Here is a 15,091-nt window from a genome sequence, read left to right as displayed (position 1 = left end):
CTTCCTTAACTAAATAGGAGACATTTTGCGGCGGCTGTACAAGCCACCCAACAAACCGGTCAGGCAACCCATCACCAGGCCACCCACGTGGGCCGCGTTGGCGATTTCGCCGAAGCCGATCATCGAGACCAGGCCCGACAGGCACAGCACCAGCCACACCAGCATCATCACCAACACCCCGCGAGGCAGGCGATACACCGGATTCGGCGACACCCACTGATAGATCCAGCAATGCCCGAGCAAGCCATACAGCACGCCGGACAACCCGCCAAACAGGCCGGGACCACCAAAATAGTATTGAGCGTAGTTCGACACCAGGCTGAACAGCAGGGTCAGGCCCAGCAGGTTGATGCTGCCCTGGCGCAACTCGATGCGTCGCCCCAGCTCCCAGTACCACATGCCGTTCATGGCCAGGTGCAGGATGCCGAAGTGGATCAACATCGGCGTGACGAGGCGCCACCACTGTCCCGACGCCAGGCTGTCGGTCAATGGCGTGAAACGGATGTACTCGCCTGCCACGCTGAACGGCAGGAACGTCAGCCAGCTCATGGCTTGCAGGTTATCCCCCAGCAACGTAACGGCGCCGACGATGATGCTCAGCAGCAACACCAACGCGGTCACCGGGCTGTGGCGAAGCTGCTGGGCAAACCCGGGACGCCTGGTCGACGTCGCCTGCTCGGGAATGTCCAGTTGCTGGTCCGGGTCACCGGCCGGAAAGCGCTGGTACAGGACCTTCACGTCTTCACTGATGGAGTCAGGCACCCACAGCACCTGCTCCCCGGCTTCTTCGCTGACGCGATGGGGCACTTGCATGCGTTGCAGAAGCTTGACGAAACCACTCAAATCCACCGCCAGCGGCAGGCGTAATACAGCAACGGTACTCATGAAATAACCTCAGGGCGCTCGACATCGACCCAAACAAATTTACGCGGGTCCAGGCGGGTTTCCTGATCCAGCCGGTACGCCACCAGCTTGCCGTACAGCACCGCGCTGTAGTCCAGGCAGGCCAGGTTCGGGCGGATCGGCGCCGGTTTGCCGCTGCGCCAGTAGTGGCCGACGAACAGCAATGGCTCGTCGACGCCGTAGCGCAGCAGGGAATTCTTTTCAGTGGACGACAGCGGCGTGGCGGCCACAGGTTCCGGCAGCGCATCGGGCTGGAACACGATATCGCCGTAGGTCTTCGGGTCGTCTTCCCAGAACTTGGTACGGAAGAACGAGCGCGTCAGGCCGTCGCCGCCGGTCAGGGTCAAGCCGTCCGGCAGGCGCATGTCGGTGCCGCGCAACAGGCGGTCGAAGGCATTGCTGGCGAAACTGCCAGGCACGGCGGCGGCTTGCAGGAAGTGTTCGTCGATGCAGCCGTCCGGGAAATGCGCGCGCAGGGGCTCGATAAAGCCATTGTCCCAGCAAGCGTGCACTACGCGGAATCGCCCGGCGTCGACAAACAGCGGCATGTCATAGAACCAGCCGAGGAAATCGTGCCAGTCTGCCGGGTGCTGTTCGAACTGGGTCAGGGTCTCGTGGATCAACCGGGCGTGGCGTGGCGTGTGCTCGCGCACAAACTGCTTGCCGCTGCCTGGGGCGGCGGGCGTGCTCCAGCCCAGCGCGTTGAACTCATGGTTGCCCATGATGCACAGTGCCTGGCCGGCCTCGGTCATGTCGTGGACGATATGCAGCGCCTCGCGAATGCGCGGGCCACGGTCGATGATATCGCCGAGGAACACGGCCATTCGCGACGGATGGCGCCAGGTACCGCCCTGCTTGTGGTAACCCAACCGGTCGAGCAAGTGCTCAAGGGTATGAGCGCAACCGTGCACGTCACCAATCAGGTCGTAGCTACGCGCGGGATCGAGCATCAGTCGCCTCCACCCCCCAAGCGGCTGCCCCAGCCCAGCTTGGTCCGGCACACTTCGTAGTAGTTGTGGTCCAGCGGGTGGATCAACCGCAACTTCTGTGCCTTTTTGCTCACGGTGATGGTGTCACCGGGGGCGCAGGTGAAATGGTTCTGCCCGTCGCAGGAGACTTGCGGGTAGATCTGCATGTCTTTTGACACCACGATTTTCAGCTCACTGTTGCCATCGACCACGATAGGCCTGCTGGACAACATATGGGGATACATCGGCACGATCACAATGGCATCCAGCTTGGGATGCATGATCGGCCCACCGGCCGACAGCGCGTAGGCCGTGGACCCGGTCGGCGTGGCGACGATCAGGCCGTCGGCCTTCTGGCTGCACACGAACTGGCCGTCGATGTACAACTCGAACTCGATCATCCGCGTCGACTTGCCGGGGTGCAGCACCACGTCATTGAGGGCGTCGCCCTGGCCGATGGCTTCGCCGTGGCGGCGCACTTCGGCTTGCAGCAGGAAGCGGTTTTCCACCAGGTAATGGCCGTCCAGCACCTTGGCCACTTCGACTTCCAGCTCGTCGGGGCGAATATCGGTGAGGAACCCCAGGCTTCCACGGTTGATCCCCAGCACCGGCACGTTATGCCGCGCCAGCGCCCGGGCGGCGCCCAGCAGGCTGCCGTCGCCGCCCACCACGATCACCATGTCGCAGACTTCACCGAGCATCTTGCGCGACGAGGTCTGCAGGCCATGGCCCGGGAGGATTTCAGCGATGGTGTCTTCGAGGATCACGTGCAGGTGGCGCTCGAGCAGAAACTTTTTCAGTCGGCGGACGGTGTCCAGCACCTGGGTACTGCCCAGGCGACCGATAATGCCGATATTGCGAAATTGCTCCATGGGGCTCCTGCGGGGTTCGGGTTCTGCAAAAAAGAACGATTATGGGCGAAAGCCGGCGTTACACAAAATCCTTTGTCGCCGCAAACCCCAGACGACAACGGTTCTCAGCCCCCTTCCCGGCTGTAAAAGGCTATGCTCGGACCATGACCCTGTTCCCTGATTTGCAGCACCTGCCCCGCCAACTGCGTCACCCCGAGGTGCGCGATCTCGCGTGGGTGATGCTCGCCCCGCCGATGCTCGCGCAAACGCCGTGGCCACAACGCCACCCGCTGACCGGCAGCGACTGGGTGCAGGCCCCGCATTTGCTGGAGCAGTGGCTGCGCCAGCTGGACCAGGACAGCAGTGCCTTGCTGCATTGGCTGAGCCAGGCACGCACCCGCCGGCTGGGGTTGTATTACGAACGGCTGTGGCAATTCGCCGTGCAGCATGCGCCGGGCGTGGAGCTGCTGGCGGCCAACCTGCCGATCCGCCAGGCCGGGCATACCCTGGGCGAGCTGGACATGCTGCTGCGCGACCGTGACGGTGTGCATCATCTGGAACTGGCGATCAAACTCTACCTCGGGCCCCAGGACGGTAATGGCCGGGACACCGCGCAATGGCTCGGCCCCGGCTGTCATGACCGGCTCGACCGCAAGCTGGCGCACCTGGCCCAGCACCAACTGCCGATTTCCGCCCGGCCGGAGAGCCGCGAGGTCCTGGCCGCGCTGGATATCCAGGCTTTTGATGCCCATCTGTGGCTGGGCGGGTATCTGCTCTACCCATGGCCGGGCATGGCGCAGGCCCCGCAGGGCGCGCATCCCCAACACCTGAATGGCCGTTGGCTGCATCAGCGCGATTGGTCGAGGTTTATCGAGCAAAGCCCGGCAGGACGCTGGCAACCGCTGCCCCGCCACGCATGGCTGGCGCCGGCGCACTACCCGGCGGACGAAGCCTGGGACGCGGCCCGGATGCAGCACTGGCTAACCGAACTGGACCCCATGGCGCCCGCGCAGTTGCTGGTGCGCCTGGTGGAAAACAGCGAAGGCGAATGGGAAGAAGCCGAACGGTTGTTTCTGGTGGCGGATCTTTGGCCGAACGTGCCGGCGCTTACAGGTTATCGATATGCCGATAGTCAATCTGTAACCCCATAGCCAGCTGCTTTGAACGGCCCAACCGAATCGGGCCGCGCTCGATGTCCACCAGCAAGCCCGGGCAGTCCAGCGGCGGCAGCCCTGCCACATCTTTCAGCCGTCCATCGGTGATCACCAGCAACCGCTGCTGCTCCACCGGGTAACGCTTGCGACGAGCCGCCAACCAGTGCCCCGCTTCGTTCAGCGCTGCCAACAATGGCGTGCCACCGCCTGCACCGAGGCCATCAAGCCAATGACCCAGCCCTTTTGCCGCCTTTAATCCCTGCACCTGCCACTTTGGCGATTGCCCGCTCGCGGTGAGCAACGCCATGCGCGCCCGCTGTCGATAGGCATCGTCGAACAGTTGGGCCAGTAATCCCTTGGCATCACTCAGCGCCTGATGCCGCCGGGTTGAGGCCGAAGCATCGACAATCACCAGCCACAGCTCATGGGGCGTACGGCTACGCAGTTGATACAGCAAATCTTCGCGGCGTTGCGGCCGCCCGCCGAGCAAGGTACCCGGCCAGTTGATCGAACCTTCGGCCGCGCTGCGCGCCTGGCCACGCCGGCCCTTGTTCAGTCGACCCGCCTTGGGCCGTGCATCCGCCCCCGCGTCAGGTTTGGGGCGGATGCCTAGGGCTTTTTTGGCCAGGTGGGCACATCACGGCGAGCACCTATCGGCAAGGCGGGTGCGGGCATGTCGCCCCATTGGCCCTGGTCTTCAGGTGCATCATTGGGCTTGGGTGATTGACCGCCAGCGGGCGGCGTTGCAGGCGGGGATTGCTCCTGACGACGATGGCGCAGGGCAAATTCCGCGACCGCTTCGATATCTTCTTCGCTGATAGCCGTCGCGCCCCGCCAGGCCGTATGGGCACGTGCGCCACGCAGCCAGACCAGGTCGGCGCGCAAGCCATCGACGCCGGCGGCAAAGCAGCGCTCGGTAATCTGCGCCAGCGCCTGGTCATCCAACGGGATGCTATCCAGCAATGCGCGGGCCCGGGTGCAACGCTCGCGCAACGCGGCCTGCCGGTCGGCCCATTGCCCGCAGAAACCCTGAGGGTCGCTGTCGAAATCCAGGCGGCGACGGATGATCTGCCCGCGTTCGGCCGGCTGGGTGTGCCCGCTCAGCGCTACGTTGAAACCAAACCGGTCGAGCAATTGCGGGCGCAGCTCGCCCTCTTCCGGGTTCATGGTGCCGATCAGTACAAAACGCGCCGAATGCCGGTGGGAAATCCCGTCGCGCTCGATCAGGTTGGTGCCGCTGGCGGCCACGTCCAGCAGCAGGTCCACCAGGTGGTCGGGCAGCAGGTTGACTTCATCGACATAGAGCACGCCGCCGTCGGCCTTGGCCAGCACGCCGGGGGAAAACTGTGCGCGGCCCTCACTGAGTGCCGCGTCGAGATCGAGTGTGCCCACCAGCCGCTCCTCGGTGGCGCCCAACGGCAGCGTGACGAACTGGCCGCTGGCGAGCAGGTCCGCCAGGCCACGGGCCAGGGTGGACTTGGCCATGCCCCGCGGGCCTTCGATCAGCACACCGCCGATTTTCGGGTCGATGGCGGTCAGGCACAGGGCCAGTTTCAAGTCGTCGGCGCCGACCACGGCGGACAGCGGGAAATGTGGAATGTCGGTCATCAACTGCCTTCTTCTATATCCAACAACAGGTTTTCCAACGCCTCGCGGTACGCCCCAGGCTCCTGCCACATGCCGCGTTGCTGGGCTTCGAGCATGCGTTCGGTCATGTCCCGCAGGGCATCCGGGTTGTGCTGCTGCACAAAGGCGCGGGTGTCCGGGTCCAGCAAGTAGGCATCCGCCAGCAACGCGTATTGATGATCGTCGATCAACGCCGTCGTAGCGTCGAACGCGAACAGATTATCCACGGTGGCCGCCATCTCGAACGCGCCTTTATAGCCGTGGCGCTTCACCCCTTCGATCCACTTCGGGTTGGCCGCCCGGGCACGAATCACCCGGTTCAACTCTTCCTTCAACGTGCGGATCTTCGGCAGGTCCGGCTGGCTGTGGTCACCATGATAGCTGGCAGCCTTGTCGCCGCTCAGGGTTTCCACGGCGGCGAGCATGCCGCCCTGGAATTGGTAGTAATCATTGGAGTCCAGCAGGTCATGCTCGCGGTTGTCCTGGTTTTGCAACACCGCCTGCACCTGGCTCAAACGCTGGGCAAACTGTTCGCGGGCGGCGGTGCCTTCGTCGGAGCCGCCATAGGCGTAGCCGCCCCAGTTCAGGTAAACCTCCGCCAGGTCTTCGCGGCTCTGCCACAAGCGCCCATCAATCGCGCCCTGCACGCCGGCACCATAGGCACCGGGCTTGGCACCGAAGATCCGCCAACCAGCCTGCTTCGCCGCCGCGTCCTCGTCCAGGCCCGACAGGCGCAAGGCCTCGCGCTCACTGCGCACCTTGGCCGCCAGAGGGTTCAGGTCGTCGGGTTCGTCCAGCGCCGCCACGGCTTGCACCGCCGCGTCGAACAGGCGGATCAGGTTGGCGAATGCATCGCGGAAGAATCCCGACACGCGCAAGGTCACATCCACCCGTGGCCGGTCCAGCAGGCTGATGGGCAGGATTTCAAAGTCATCCACCCGCTGGCTGCCCGTGGCCCACACCGGGCGCACGCCCATCAGCGCCATGGCCTGGGCAATGTCGTCGCCGCCGGTGCGCATGGTGGCAGTGCCCCACACCGACAGGCCGAGTTGGCGCAAGTGGTCGCCATGGTCTTGCAGGTGACGCTCAAGGATCAGGTTCGCCGACTGGAAGCCGATGCGCCAGGCAGTGGTGGTGGGCAGGTTGCGCACATCCACCGAGAAAAAGTTGCGACCGGTGGGCAACACGTCCAGGCGGCCCCGGCTCGGCGCGCCGCTGGGCCCGGCCGGGACGAAGCGCCCGTTCAAGGCATCCAGCAACCCGCGCATTTCCGCCGGGCCGCAGGCATCCAGGCGTGGCGCGACGACGATGCGCAAGCTCTCGATCACCGCCTTGACGTCTTCCCAGCCGGGCTCTTCAAGCTGCTCCACGGCACCTTCCAGCGCCTGCTCGATCAAGCGCGCGGCATACAGCTCCAGGCGTTCACGGGTGTCGCCGGCGGTGCGCCACAACTGCGTGTCGATCTTCTGCAACACCACTGGCCGGCGCCCCGTCCACGGCTCGGCCAGGGCGCAGTCCAGCGGATCGAAGCCCAGGTCGAAGGCCTTGGCCAATACCCGCAGCAGGCTCGATTGCGGCCCGCGCCCATCGCCACGCGGAATACGCAACAACGCCAGCAAGGTGTCGATGCGCAAGCGGCCCTCGGGTGACTCGCCGAAAATGTGCAGGCCATCGCGAATCTGCGACTCCTTCAAGTCACACAGGTAGGTGTCCAGGCGCGGCAGCCAGATCGCCGCATCGGCGTCGCTGTCGAGGTTTTCGTCCAGGGCCAGTTCCTGGTCGATGCGGGTTTCGCGCACCAGCTTGAGGATGTCCTTTTGCAGCTCGCGGGCACGCCGTGGGTCGAGCAGTTGTGCCTCGTAATACTCGTCGGCCAGCAACTCCAGGTCGCGCAGCGGCCCGTAGGTTTCGGCGCGGGTCAGCGGCGGCATCAGGTGGTCGATGATCACGGCCTGGGTGCGGCGCTTGGCCTGGGCGCCCTCGCCCGGGTCATTGACGATAAACGGGTAGATATTCGGCAGCGGCCCCAGTAGTGCGTCGGGCCAGCAGTTCTCGGAAAGCCCGACGCCCTTGCCCGGCAGCCATTCCAGGTTGCCGTGCTTGCCAACGTGGATCACGCCGTGGGCGCCGTAGGTGTGGCGCAACCAGAAGTAGAACGCCAGGTAACCGTGGGGCGGCACCAGGTCCGGGTCGTGATAGACCGCACTCGCGTCCACCTGGTAGCCCCGGGCCGGCTGGATGCCGACGAAGGTCAGGCCCAAACGCAGGCCCGCGATCATCATGCGCCCGTCGCGGAACATCGGATCGCTATGAGGTGTACCCCAGCGTGCCAACACGGCCTGGCGATTGGACTCGGGCAAGCGGTTGAACATCGCCTCGTAGTCATCCAGCGCCAGGCTCTGATGACACGGACGCAAGTCGAGGCTGTCCAGGTCGTTGCTGACGCCGCCCAAGAGCGCCTGGATCAGTGCCGTTCCGCTTTCCGGCAGCTCGTCCGGCAGCGGATAACCTTGGATTTTCAGTGCCCGCAGGATATTCAGCGCGGCGGCTGGGGTGTCGAGACCCACGCCGTTGCCGATACGTCCGTCCCGGGTCGGGTAGTTGGCGAGGATCAGCGCGATACGCTTTTCGCCATTCGGCACCCGCGCCAGTTCGACCCAGCGCCGCGCCAGTTCGGCGACAAAGTCCATGCGCTCCGGCTGTGCGCGATAGCACACCACATCCGACTGGCTGCGCTCGCTGCGCCAGGCCAGGTCCTTGAAGCTGATGGGCCGGCTGATGATGCGCCCGTCCAGCTCCGGCAAGGCAATGTGCATCGCCAGGTCCCGAGGGCCGAGGCCTTGCTCGCTGGCCTGCCAGCCGGGCTCGTTGTCCTGAGCGCAAATCGCCTGGATCACCGGGATATTGCGGCGAAACGGCCGCAGGTGCGGCGCTTCGGGGCTGGACTGGGCAAAACCGGTGGTGTTCAGAATCACCGAGGCGTGCACCTCGTCCAGTAAATCCTCGACCACGGTCAGGCAGCCGGGCTCTTTCAAACTGGCCACCGCCATCGGCAGCGGGTTGAGACCCGCGGCCTGCAAGCGCTGGCAAAAAACATCAATAAAGCCGGTGTTGGCCGCCTGCAAATGGGAGCGGTAGAACAGCACCGCCGCCACGGGAAAATCAGCTTGCCAGTCAGCCTGCCAATCGTTGAGGCGGGCATTGGCTTTATGCGGGTGATAAATCGCCGTGCGCGGCATGGTTTGCGGCTCGCTCCAGGCGTAATCGCGGCCAAGGTAGCCGGCGGCCAGGCAACGATAGAAATCCAGCGCATTACCCAAACCACCCTGGCGCAGGAAGTGCCAGAGCCGGTCACGTTCCTCGGCGCCCACGGTGCTGAGGCCACTGAGTTCCGGGTCCGGGCGATCATCCCCCGGCACCAGGATCAGCTGCACGCCGCGCTCGGCCAACTCCACCAGGCGCTCGATACCGTAGCGCCAATAACCGATGCCGCCGTGCAGCGAAATCAGGATGACCTTGGCGTGGCGCAGCACCTCGTCCACATACAGGTCGACCGAAGCATGGTTCTGCACCTGCATCGGGTTGGCCAGGCGCAGGCTCGGGTAATCCTCGGGCAACTGCTGGGCCGCTTCGGCCAGCAGCGCCAGGCTGGAATCACCGCTGCACAGGATCACCAGCTCGGCGGGGGTTTGCCCAAGGTCGGCGATGTTGTCATCCGAAACGAAACCGCCGGGCTGGGTCCTGAGCAGATGCATGGTTTAAACGCTGAGGGCAGCGCGCAGTTGCGCTTCGAGCAAGGCGGCGTCGAGTTCCTGGCCGATCAGCACCAGGTGCGTGGCGCGCGGCTCATCGGCGCGCCAGGCGCGGTCGAAGTGCTTGTCGAAACGCGTGCCCACGCCCTGGATCAGCAGGCGCATCGGTTTGTTCGGGATCGCCGCGAAGCCCTTGACCCGCAGGATGCCGTGCTTGACCACCAGTTGGGTCAGGGCGTCCAGCAGCAGGCTTTCGTCGGCCTGGGGCAGTTCGATGGAGATGGAGTCGAAGGCATCGTGGTCGTGGTCGTCTTCACCTTCGTGGTGATGATCGTGATGGCTGTGGCGGCCATCGATGTGTTCTTCCGAGCCCGCGCCCAGGCCGATCAATACGTCCAGCGGCAGGCGACCGCTGCTGGCTTCGATGATTTTTACCGCCGGCGGCAGTTCTTCTGCCACTTCCAGGCGCACACGGGCCAGGTCTTCAGGGCTGATCAGGTCGGACTTGTTGAGGATCACCAGATCGGCGCTGGCCAGTTGGTCAGCGAACAGCTCGTGCAGGGGGGATTCGTGGTCCAGGTTCGGGTCGAGCTTGCGCTGGGCGTCAACCTGGTCCGGGAAGGCGGCGAACGTGCCGGCGGCCACGGCTGGGCTGTCGACCACGGTGATCACGGCGTCAACGGTGCAGGCGCTGCGGATTTCCGGCCACTGGAACGCCTGGACCAAGGGTTTTGGCAGGGCCAGGCCCGAGGTTTCGATGAGGATATGGTCGAGGTCGCCGCGACGGGCCACCAGTTCGCGCATCACCGGGAAGAACTCTTCCTGGACCGTGCAGCACAGGCAGCCATTGGCCAATTCGTAGACGCGGCCGTTCGCCTCTTCTTCGGTACAGCCGATGGAGCATTGCTTGAGGATTTCACCGTCAATGCCCAGCTCGCCGAACTCGTTGACGATCACCGCGATACGGCGCCCCTGGGCGTTATCCAGCATGTGGCGCAGCAAGGTGGTCTTGCCCGAGCCGAGGAAGCCTGTAACGATGGTGACGGGGAGTTTGGCCAGTGTTTTCATCGGATGCCCTTTGGGGCGGGCATACGGGACGAGTGGCCCTGCGCGGGTGCGCAGAAGCAGAATTCGCCACCGGATCACCCCGCCCGGTTGAAGTAGAAAATCGGTTGCGAGGCAGGTCTCCTGGCTTGGGGCTTGCCGGCGGTGATGCCGGCGCTGGCTGCGCCTTCCCGCCTTGTTCAGGCAGTGGCGTGGCAGTCAGATAAACCCTTTACAGTTGCGGGGGCAGCCGCGGCATTGACCGCGTTCCCTTCTTAGCTTCGGCCTGGGCCGAAGAACCTCGAAGGTGCAAGGCTACGCAGTGCGCGGGGACGGGTCAATGTCCGAGCGTTTGGCACTAAGCAGCGCCAGGCGCTCCAGCATGCCTTCGCTCGCCGCCGGACCGGCCTGGACGCTGCATTGCTCGACGGACACGCGTGCACCGTCGGCGTCCACCACCGCCACTTCCACCGGGCGCCGGGTTTTGCGGTCGACCAATTGCAGGCTTTCACCTTCGTTGGCGAAATGGCGGTTACCCCAGCCGATGAACGCCATGATCACCACCCGGAAATCCTCGCCAACCGGCGTCGGTACGTACTCGAAACGGGGCGGCCGCTCGCTGTATTGCCGGCGTTCCAGCAGCCCCGCTTCCACCAGGCTGTTGAGCCGGCGAGTGAGCATGTTCGGAGCGATCCCCAGGCTCTGGGAAAACTCATCAAAACGCCGCAAACCTTGCAGCGCGTCGCGCATGATCAGGATGCTCCACCACTCGCCTACCCGTTCCACTCCACGGGCTACCGGGCATTCGGCATTCACCAGCGACTTACGTTGCATTGCAGTTCCTCTGTGGGGTGGCTACGGAAATTTCAGCTATCGGATGTTACTTTCATAATGATAGTTTCGTCCATGCATTGCTACCAACCTGAAATTTGCGGAGCTAAGCGATCATGAGTAAGCGAATTGTTGTGACCGGCATGGGTGCAGTGACACCGCTGGCAACCGGCGTGGAACAGACCTGGAAGCGCCTGCTGGCCGGTGAATCCGGGATTCGCAGGCTACCCGAGGCATTGATCGGCGACCTGGCAATCAGCATCGGCGGCCAAGTGTTGGACCGCATCCAGGACCCTGAAGCCGGCTTTGACCCGGACACTGTCATCCCGGCCAAGGAACAACGCAAGATGGACCGGTTCATCGTGTTTGCCCTGGCAGCCGCGCAAGAGGCCCTGGCCCAGGCAGGCTGGAGTCCGCAGACGCCATCGCAGCAGGAACGTACCGCGACAATCATCGCCTCCGGCGTGGGTGGTTTTCCCGCGATTGCCGAGGCCGTTCGTACGGCTGACAGCAAAGGGCCTCGCCGCCTGTCGCCGTTCACGATCCCGTCATTCCTCGGCAACATGGCGGCCGGGCACGTGTCGATCCAGCATCAACTGAAAGGTCCGCTGGGCTCCCCCGTCACTGCCTGCGCCGCCGGCGTACAGGCGATTGGTGATGCTGCGCGAATGATCCGTGCCGGCGAAATCGACATCGCCGTGTGTGGCGGCGCCGAAGCCTGTATCCACCGAGTCAGCCTCGGCGGTTTTGCTGCGGCGCGTGCGCTGTCCAGCGATTACAACGACACGCCGGCATTGGCTTCCCGCCCGTTCGATCAAGGCCGCGACGGGTTTGTGATGGGCGAAGGTGCCGGGCTGTTGGTGATCGAGGAACTGGAGCATGCATTGGCTCGCGGGGCGACGCCTATCGCAGAGCTGGTGGGCTACGGCACCAGCGCCGACGCCTATCACATGACCTCGGGGCCTGAAGATGGCTCGGGGGCACGCAGGGCAATGGAATTGGCGATCGCGCAGGCAGGGATCAGCGCCGCACAGATCCAGCACTTGAACGCCCATGCCACGTCGACCCCCGTAGGCGACAACGGCGAACTGGCAGCGATCAATACGCTGTTCGGTGCAAATGCCAGCGTCGCGATCAGCGCCACCAAGTCGGCGACCGGCCATCTGTTGGGCGCCGCGGGCGGGATCGAGGCGATCTTCACCGTGCTCGCCCTGCGCGACCAGATTGCCCCGGCGACCCTCAACCTGGACAACCCGGACCCCGCTGCCGAAGGACTGGATATGGTCCGGGGCCAAGCCCGGTCGTTGCCGATTGAATACGCGATTTCCAATGGGTTTGGATTCGGCGGCGTGAATGCCAGCGTGCTGTTCAAACGCTGGCAATAACCCGGCGATTTGACGCCCATCGCCCGCCCATGCTCTCCTACACATCTTGTTTCGGGTGCCCTTCACAGGGTGAAACGGGAAACCGGTGAGTCATGTTCCTTTACTCAAGGGCGTGACGAGTCCGGTGCTGCCCCCGCAACGGTAAGCGAGTGAAGCATCAAAACCACTGTGCCTCTACGGCATGGGAAGGTGATGCTTTCAAGGCCCAGGCCCCTCGCAAGCCCGGAGACCGGCCCGAAAAAATCAGATAACAAACCCGCGGTGGGCGGGCGCTGTTCAGAACCCTGCGTGCCTGGCTCGCGGGGTTTTCATGCGCTCGTGTCACCCTGAAACCCTGAAGGGACGCGCCATGTCGATCATCAGCAGCACCGCCTCTACCGCCAGCACCACCGCCACCCTGAGCCAACGCCTGACTGCCGCCATCGGCGCGTCGATCCTCGGCGCGTGCCTGGTGTATTTCGCCGGTTTCTCGCACATCGAAGCGGTGCACAACGCCGCCCACGATACCCGCCACAGCGCTGCGTTCCCGTGCCACTGAGACCTGCCGACATGATCAAGCGTATTGCCCAAACCGCAGGTTTCACCGGCCTCCTGGCCGCCCTGCTGCTGACCTTGCTGCAAAGCTTCTGGGTTGCCCCGCTGATCCTGCAGGCGGAAACCTTCGAAAACGCCCCGGCCGCGACCGAAGTGCATGAACATGCCGAAGCCACGGCCCACACCCACGACGCTGAAGCCTGGGAGCCGGAAGATGGCTGGCAGCGTGTGCTGTCGACTACGGGCGGTAACCTGGTGGTCGCCGTAGGTTTTGCCCTGATGCTTGCCGGCCTGTACACCCTGCGTGCACCGACCCGTACGGCCCAAGGCCTGCTATGGGGCCTGGCCGGTTACGCCACCTTTGTGTTGGCGCCGACCCTGGGCTTGCCGCCTGAATTGCCGGGGACTGCGGCGGCAGACCTGGCGCAACGGCAAATCTGGTGGATCGGCACTGCCGCCTCTACCGCTGCCGGTATCGCGCTGATCGTGTTCGGTCGTAACTGGCTGCTGAAAATCCTGGGCGTGGCGATCCTGGCTGTGCCCCATGTGATTGGCGCACCACAGCCGGAAGTCCACTCGATGCTGGCGCCGGAGGCTCTGGAAGCTCAATTCAAGATCGCCTCGCAGTTGACCAACGTTGCCTTCTGGCTGGCGCTGGGCTTGATCAGTGCCTGGCTGTTTCGCCGTAACCGTGATGGTCAGTATTCGGCATGATCCTGGCGGTTGGCCTGGGGTGTCAGCGGGGTTGTTCTGTCGACATCCTGCGTGAACTGTTCAACGCCGCCCTCGCCGAGGGTGGCATTGAGCGTCAGCGCATCACTGCGCTGGCCAGCCTTGATCTCAAGCAGGATGAGCCGGGGCTACTTGAGTTGGCAGAGATTCTGGAGCTGCCTTTGGTGGTTTTCAGTGCTGCGCAATTGGCGCCCTATGAAGATCGATTGAGCCATAAGTCGGAGACGGTTTTTGCTTATACCGGTTGCTACGGCATCGCGGAAAGTGCGGCCCTGGCACTGGCAGAACACCTGTCCCAAGGCCCTGTTACCCTGCTGATCACTCGCAAAAAAACCGCCCAGGCCACCTTTGCATTGGCTTGCGCCGGCTGAATTCCCGATAATCGTCAGCTTTGATCATGAGTAATCTTCATCTGGAGGGCTGCTCGCGTGCTTTTTTTCACAGGAATGAATCCATGACTGTCTTTTTCATCGGCGCAGGCCCAGGCGATCCGGAATTGATCACGGTCAAGGGGCAGCGGCTGATTCGCAGTTGCCCGGTGATTATCTATGCCGGCTCGCTGGTACCGGCGGCGGTGCTTGAGGGGCATCAGGCTGAGCTGGTGGTCAACAGTGCCGAGTTGCATCTGGAGCAGATCATCGAGCTGATCAAGACGGCCCATGAGAAAGGCCAGGATGTGGCGCGGGTGCATTCCGGGGATCCGAGTTTGTACGGGGCGATTGGGGAGCAGATTCGGCTTTTGCGGGAGCTTGGGATTGGGTTTCAGATCATTCCCGGAGTGACGGCGGTGGCGGCGTGTGCGGCGTTGTTGGAGGCTGAGCTGACGTTGCCGGACATTGCGCAGAGTGTGATTTTGACGCGGTATGCGGATAAGACGGCGATGCCTGAGGGTGAGGTGTTCAGTAGCCTGGCGCAGCATGGGACGACCATGGCGATTCACCTGGGGGTGAATCATCTGGAGAAGATCGTGGCTGAGTTGGTGCCTCACTATGGGGAGGATTGTCCGATTGCGGTGGTGCATCGGGCGACCTGGCCGGATCAGGATTGGGCCATTGGTACGCTGGCGGATATTGCCGGGAAGGTGGCAGCCAAGGGGTTTCGGCGTACGGCGTTGATTCTGGTGGGTCGGGTTTTGGCCAGTGACAGTTTTGGTGAGTCGTCGTTGTATCGTGCGGGGCATGCGCATTTGTATCGGCCCTGAGGGGGGATGGGGTACATATCCGTTATTTAGGTAACGGCGGCTTATGGTTCCGCTCTTACAGCGGCTCACTTTTGGAGGGAGCAAGTCCAGCAAAACGCTCTTGCCCCACC

At 63.8% G+C, this 15,091-nt stretch carries 14 protein-coding genes and 2 riboswitches; of the genes, 6 read left to right on the top strand and 8 right to left on the bottom strand.

Going from position 1 to position 15,091, the window contains the following annotated elements; all coding sequences use genetic code 11:
- Nucleotides 1–9: 9 nt before the first annotated feature.
- Genes HX801_RS31295 through HX801_RS31285 form a run of 3 tightly spaced genes read right to left on the bottom strand, consistent with a single transcriptional unit; the run spans nt 10 to nt 2,743 of the window.
- Nucleotides 10–885, bottom strand: a complete 876-nt coding sequence (locus HX801_RS31295) for a rhomboid family intramembrane serine protease (RefSeq protein ID WP_008431996.1) — start codon at nt 883–885, stop codon at nt 10–12.
- On the bottom strand, nt 882–1,856 hold the full coding sequence (locus tag HX801_RS31290) for a metallophosphoesterase (RefSeq protein WP_161635726.1): 975 nt from the start codon (nt 1,854–1,856) through the stop codon (nt 882–884). The genes HX801_RS31295 and HX801_RS31290 overlap by 4 nt, the downstream gene beginning before the upstream one ends.
- Nucleotides 1,853–2,743, bottom strand: a complete 891-nt coding sequence (locus HX801_RS31285) for an NAD(+) kinase (RefSeq protein WP_003217892.1) — start codon at nt 2,741–2,743, stop codon at nt 1,853–1,855. Before HX801_RS31285 ends, HX801_RS31290 begins: the two co-directional genes overlap by 4 nt.
- 143 nt (nt 2,744–2,886) lie before the next feature.
- Between HX801_RS31285 and HX801_RS31280 the strand changes: the two genes are divergently transcribed.
- Nucleotides 2,887–3,873, top strand: coding sequence for a DUF1853 family protein (locus HX801_RS31280; protein WP_008431991.1), 987 nt, complete (start codon nt 2,887–2,889; stop codon nt 3,871–3,873).
- Here HX801_RS31280 and HX801_RS31275 read toward each other — a convergent pair.
- The 5 genes from HX801_RS31275 to HX801_RS31255 all read right to left on the bottom strand — a co-directional run bounded on the left by HX801_RS31275 (nt 3,830) and on the right by HX801_RS31255 (nt 11,132).
- Nucleotides 3,830–4,432 carry a VWA domain-containing protein gene (locus HX801_RS31275; RefSeq protein ID WP_032898884.1) on the bottom strand — a complete coding sequence of 201 codons (603 nt, stop codon included), beginning with the start codon at nt 4,430–4,432 and terminating at the stop codon, nt 3,830–3,832. The genes HX801_RS31280 and HX801_RS31275 overlap by 44 nt on opposite strands.
- Before the next feature lie 53 nt (nt 4,433–4,485).
- Nucleotides 4,486–5,484 carry an ATP-binding protein gene (locus HX801_RS31270; protein WP_177023398.1) on the bottom strand — a complete coding sequence of 333 codons (999 nt, stop codon included), beginning with the start codon at nt 5,482–5,484 and terminating at the stop codon, nt 4,486–4,488.
- Entirely contained in the window at nt 5,484–9,257 is a 3,774-nt protein-coding gene (gene cobN / locus HX801_RS31265; protein ID WP_177023397.1) for a cobaltochelatase subunit CobN, read from the bottom strand. Before cobN ends, HX801_RS31270 begins: the two co-directional genes overlap by 1 nt.
- Nucleotides 9,258–9,260: 3 nt before the next feature.
- Complete coding sequence (gene cobW, locus HX801_RS31260; protein ID WP_003217887.1) at nt 9,261–10,322, bottom strand: cobalamin biosynthesis protein CobW; 1,062 nt, start codon at nt 10,320–10,322, stop codon at nt 9,261–9,263.
- A gap of 92 nt (nt 10,323–10,414) precedes the next feature.
- Nucleotides 10,415–10,617, bottom strand: a riboswitch (cobalamin riboswitch).
- A complete protein-coding gene (locus HX801_RS31255) occupies nt 10,614–11,132 on the bottom strand; it encodes a helix-turn-helix domain-containing protein (protein ID WP_177009805.1) in 519 nt (172 codons plus the stop codon). Its footprint overlaps the riboswitch before it by 4 nt.
- Before the next feature lie 113 nt (nt 11,133–11,245).
- On the opposite strand from HX801_RS31255, the gene fabF reads away from it, so the two are divergent.
- The 5 genes from fabF (at nt 11,246) to cobM (ending at nt 14,981) form a co-directional block, all read left to right on the top strand.
- Entirely contained in the window at nt 11,246–12,514 is a 1,269-nt protein-coding gene (gene fabF / locus HX801_RS31250) for a beta-ketoacyl-ACP synthase II (protein ID WP_177021151.1), read from the top strand.
- Nucleotides 12,515–12,550: 36 nt separating this feature from the next.
- Nucleotides 12,551–12,767: riboswitch (cobalamin riboswitch) on the top strand.
- A 96-nt stretch (nt 12,768–12,863) separates the two neighbouring features.
- Entirely contained in the window at nt 12,864–13,052 is a 189-nt protein-coding gene (locus tag HX801_RS31245) for a CbtB-domain containing protein (RefSeq protein ID WP_003217883.1), read from the top strand.
- An 11-nt stretch (nt 13,053–13,063) separates the two neighbouring features.
- Nucleotides 13,064–13,762 (top strand): CbtA family protein, encoded by a 699-nt coding sequence (locus tag HX801_RS31240; RefSeq protein WP_008431977.1) that lies wholly within the window; start codon nt 13,064–13,066, stop codon nt 13,760–13,762.
- Complete coding sequence (locus tag HX801_RS31235; protein ID WP_177023396.1) at nt 13,759–14,151, top strand: cobalamin biosynthesis protein; 393 nt, start codon at nt 13,759–13,761, stop codon at nt 14,149–14,151. Before HX801_RS31240 ends, HX801_RS31235 begins: the two co-directional genes overlap by 4 nt.
- An 83-nt stretch (nt 14,152–14,234) precedes the next feature.
- Nucleotides 14,235–14,981: a precorrin-4 C(11)-methyltransferase gene (cobM, locus tag HX801_RS31230; RefSeq protein WP_102605651.1), complete on the top strand. Its 747-nt coding sequence runs from the start codon at nt 14,235–14,237 to the stop codon at nt 14,979–14,981.
- Nucleotides 14,982–15,091 lie beyond the last annotated feature (110 nt).

Origin of the sequence: Pseudomonas sp. G1002 (assembly GCF_013385455.1) — a bacterium.
Taxonomy (GTDB): Bacteria; Pseudomonadota; Gammaproteobacteria; order Pseudomonadales; family Pseudomonadaceae; genus Aquipseudomonas.
This window is presented reverse-complemented; position numbering and strand designations above follow the sequence as displayed.

Excerpts from the sequence above, each read along its gene's own strand:
- HX801_RS31280 (WP_008431991.1), top strand. The coding sequence starts at position 2,887 with ATGACCCTGTTCCCTGATTTGCAGCACCTGCCCCGCCAACTGCGTCAC.
- cobN (WP_177023397.1), bottom strand. The coding sequence starts at position 9,257 with ATGCATCTGCTCAGGACCCAGCCCGGCGGTTTCGTTTCGGATGACAAC.
- HX801_RS31270 (WP_177023398.1), bottom strand. The coding sequence starts at position 5,484 with ATGACCGACATTCCACATTTCCCGCTGTCCGCCGTGGTCGGCGCCGAC.
- HX801_RS31295 (WP_008431996.1), bottom strand. The coding sequence starts at position 885 with ATGAGTACCGTTGCTGTATTACGCCTGCCGCTGGCGGTGGATTTGAGT.
- HX801_RS31235 (WP_177023396.1), top strand. The coding sequence starts at position 13,759 with ATGATCCTGGCGGTTGGCCTGGGGTGTCAGCGGGGTTGTTCTGTCGAC.
- cobM (WP_102605651.1), top strand. The coding sequence starts at position 14,235 with ATGACTGTCTTTTTCATCGGCGCAGGCCCAGGCGATCCGGAATTGATC.
- HX801_RS31285 (WP_003217892.1), bottom strand. The coding sequence starts at position 2,743 with ATGGAGCAATTTCGCAATATCGGCATTATCGGTCGCCTGGGCAGTACC.
- HX801_RS31245 (WP_003217883.1), top strand. The coding sequence starts at position 12,864 with ATGTCGATCATCAGCAGCACCGCCTCTACCGCCAGCACCACCGCCACC.
- HX801_RS31240 (WP_008431977.1), top strand. The coding sequence starts at position 13,064 with ATGATCAAGCGTATTGCCCAAACCGCAGGTTTCACCGGCCTCCTGGCC.
- fabF (WP_177021151.1), top strand. The coding sequence starts at position 11,246 with ATGAGTAAGCGAATTGTTGTGACCGGCATGGGTGCAGTGACACCGCTG.
- HX801_RS31255 (WP_177009805.1), bottom strand. The coding sequence starts at position 11,132 with ATGCAACGTAAGTCGCTGGTGAATGCCGAATGCCCGGTAGCCCGTGGA.
- cobW (WP_003217887.1), bottom strand. The coding sequence starts at position 10,322 with ATGAAAACACTGGCCAAACTCCCCGTCACCATCGTTACAGGCTTCCTC.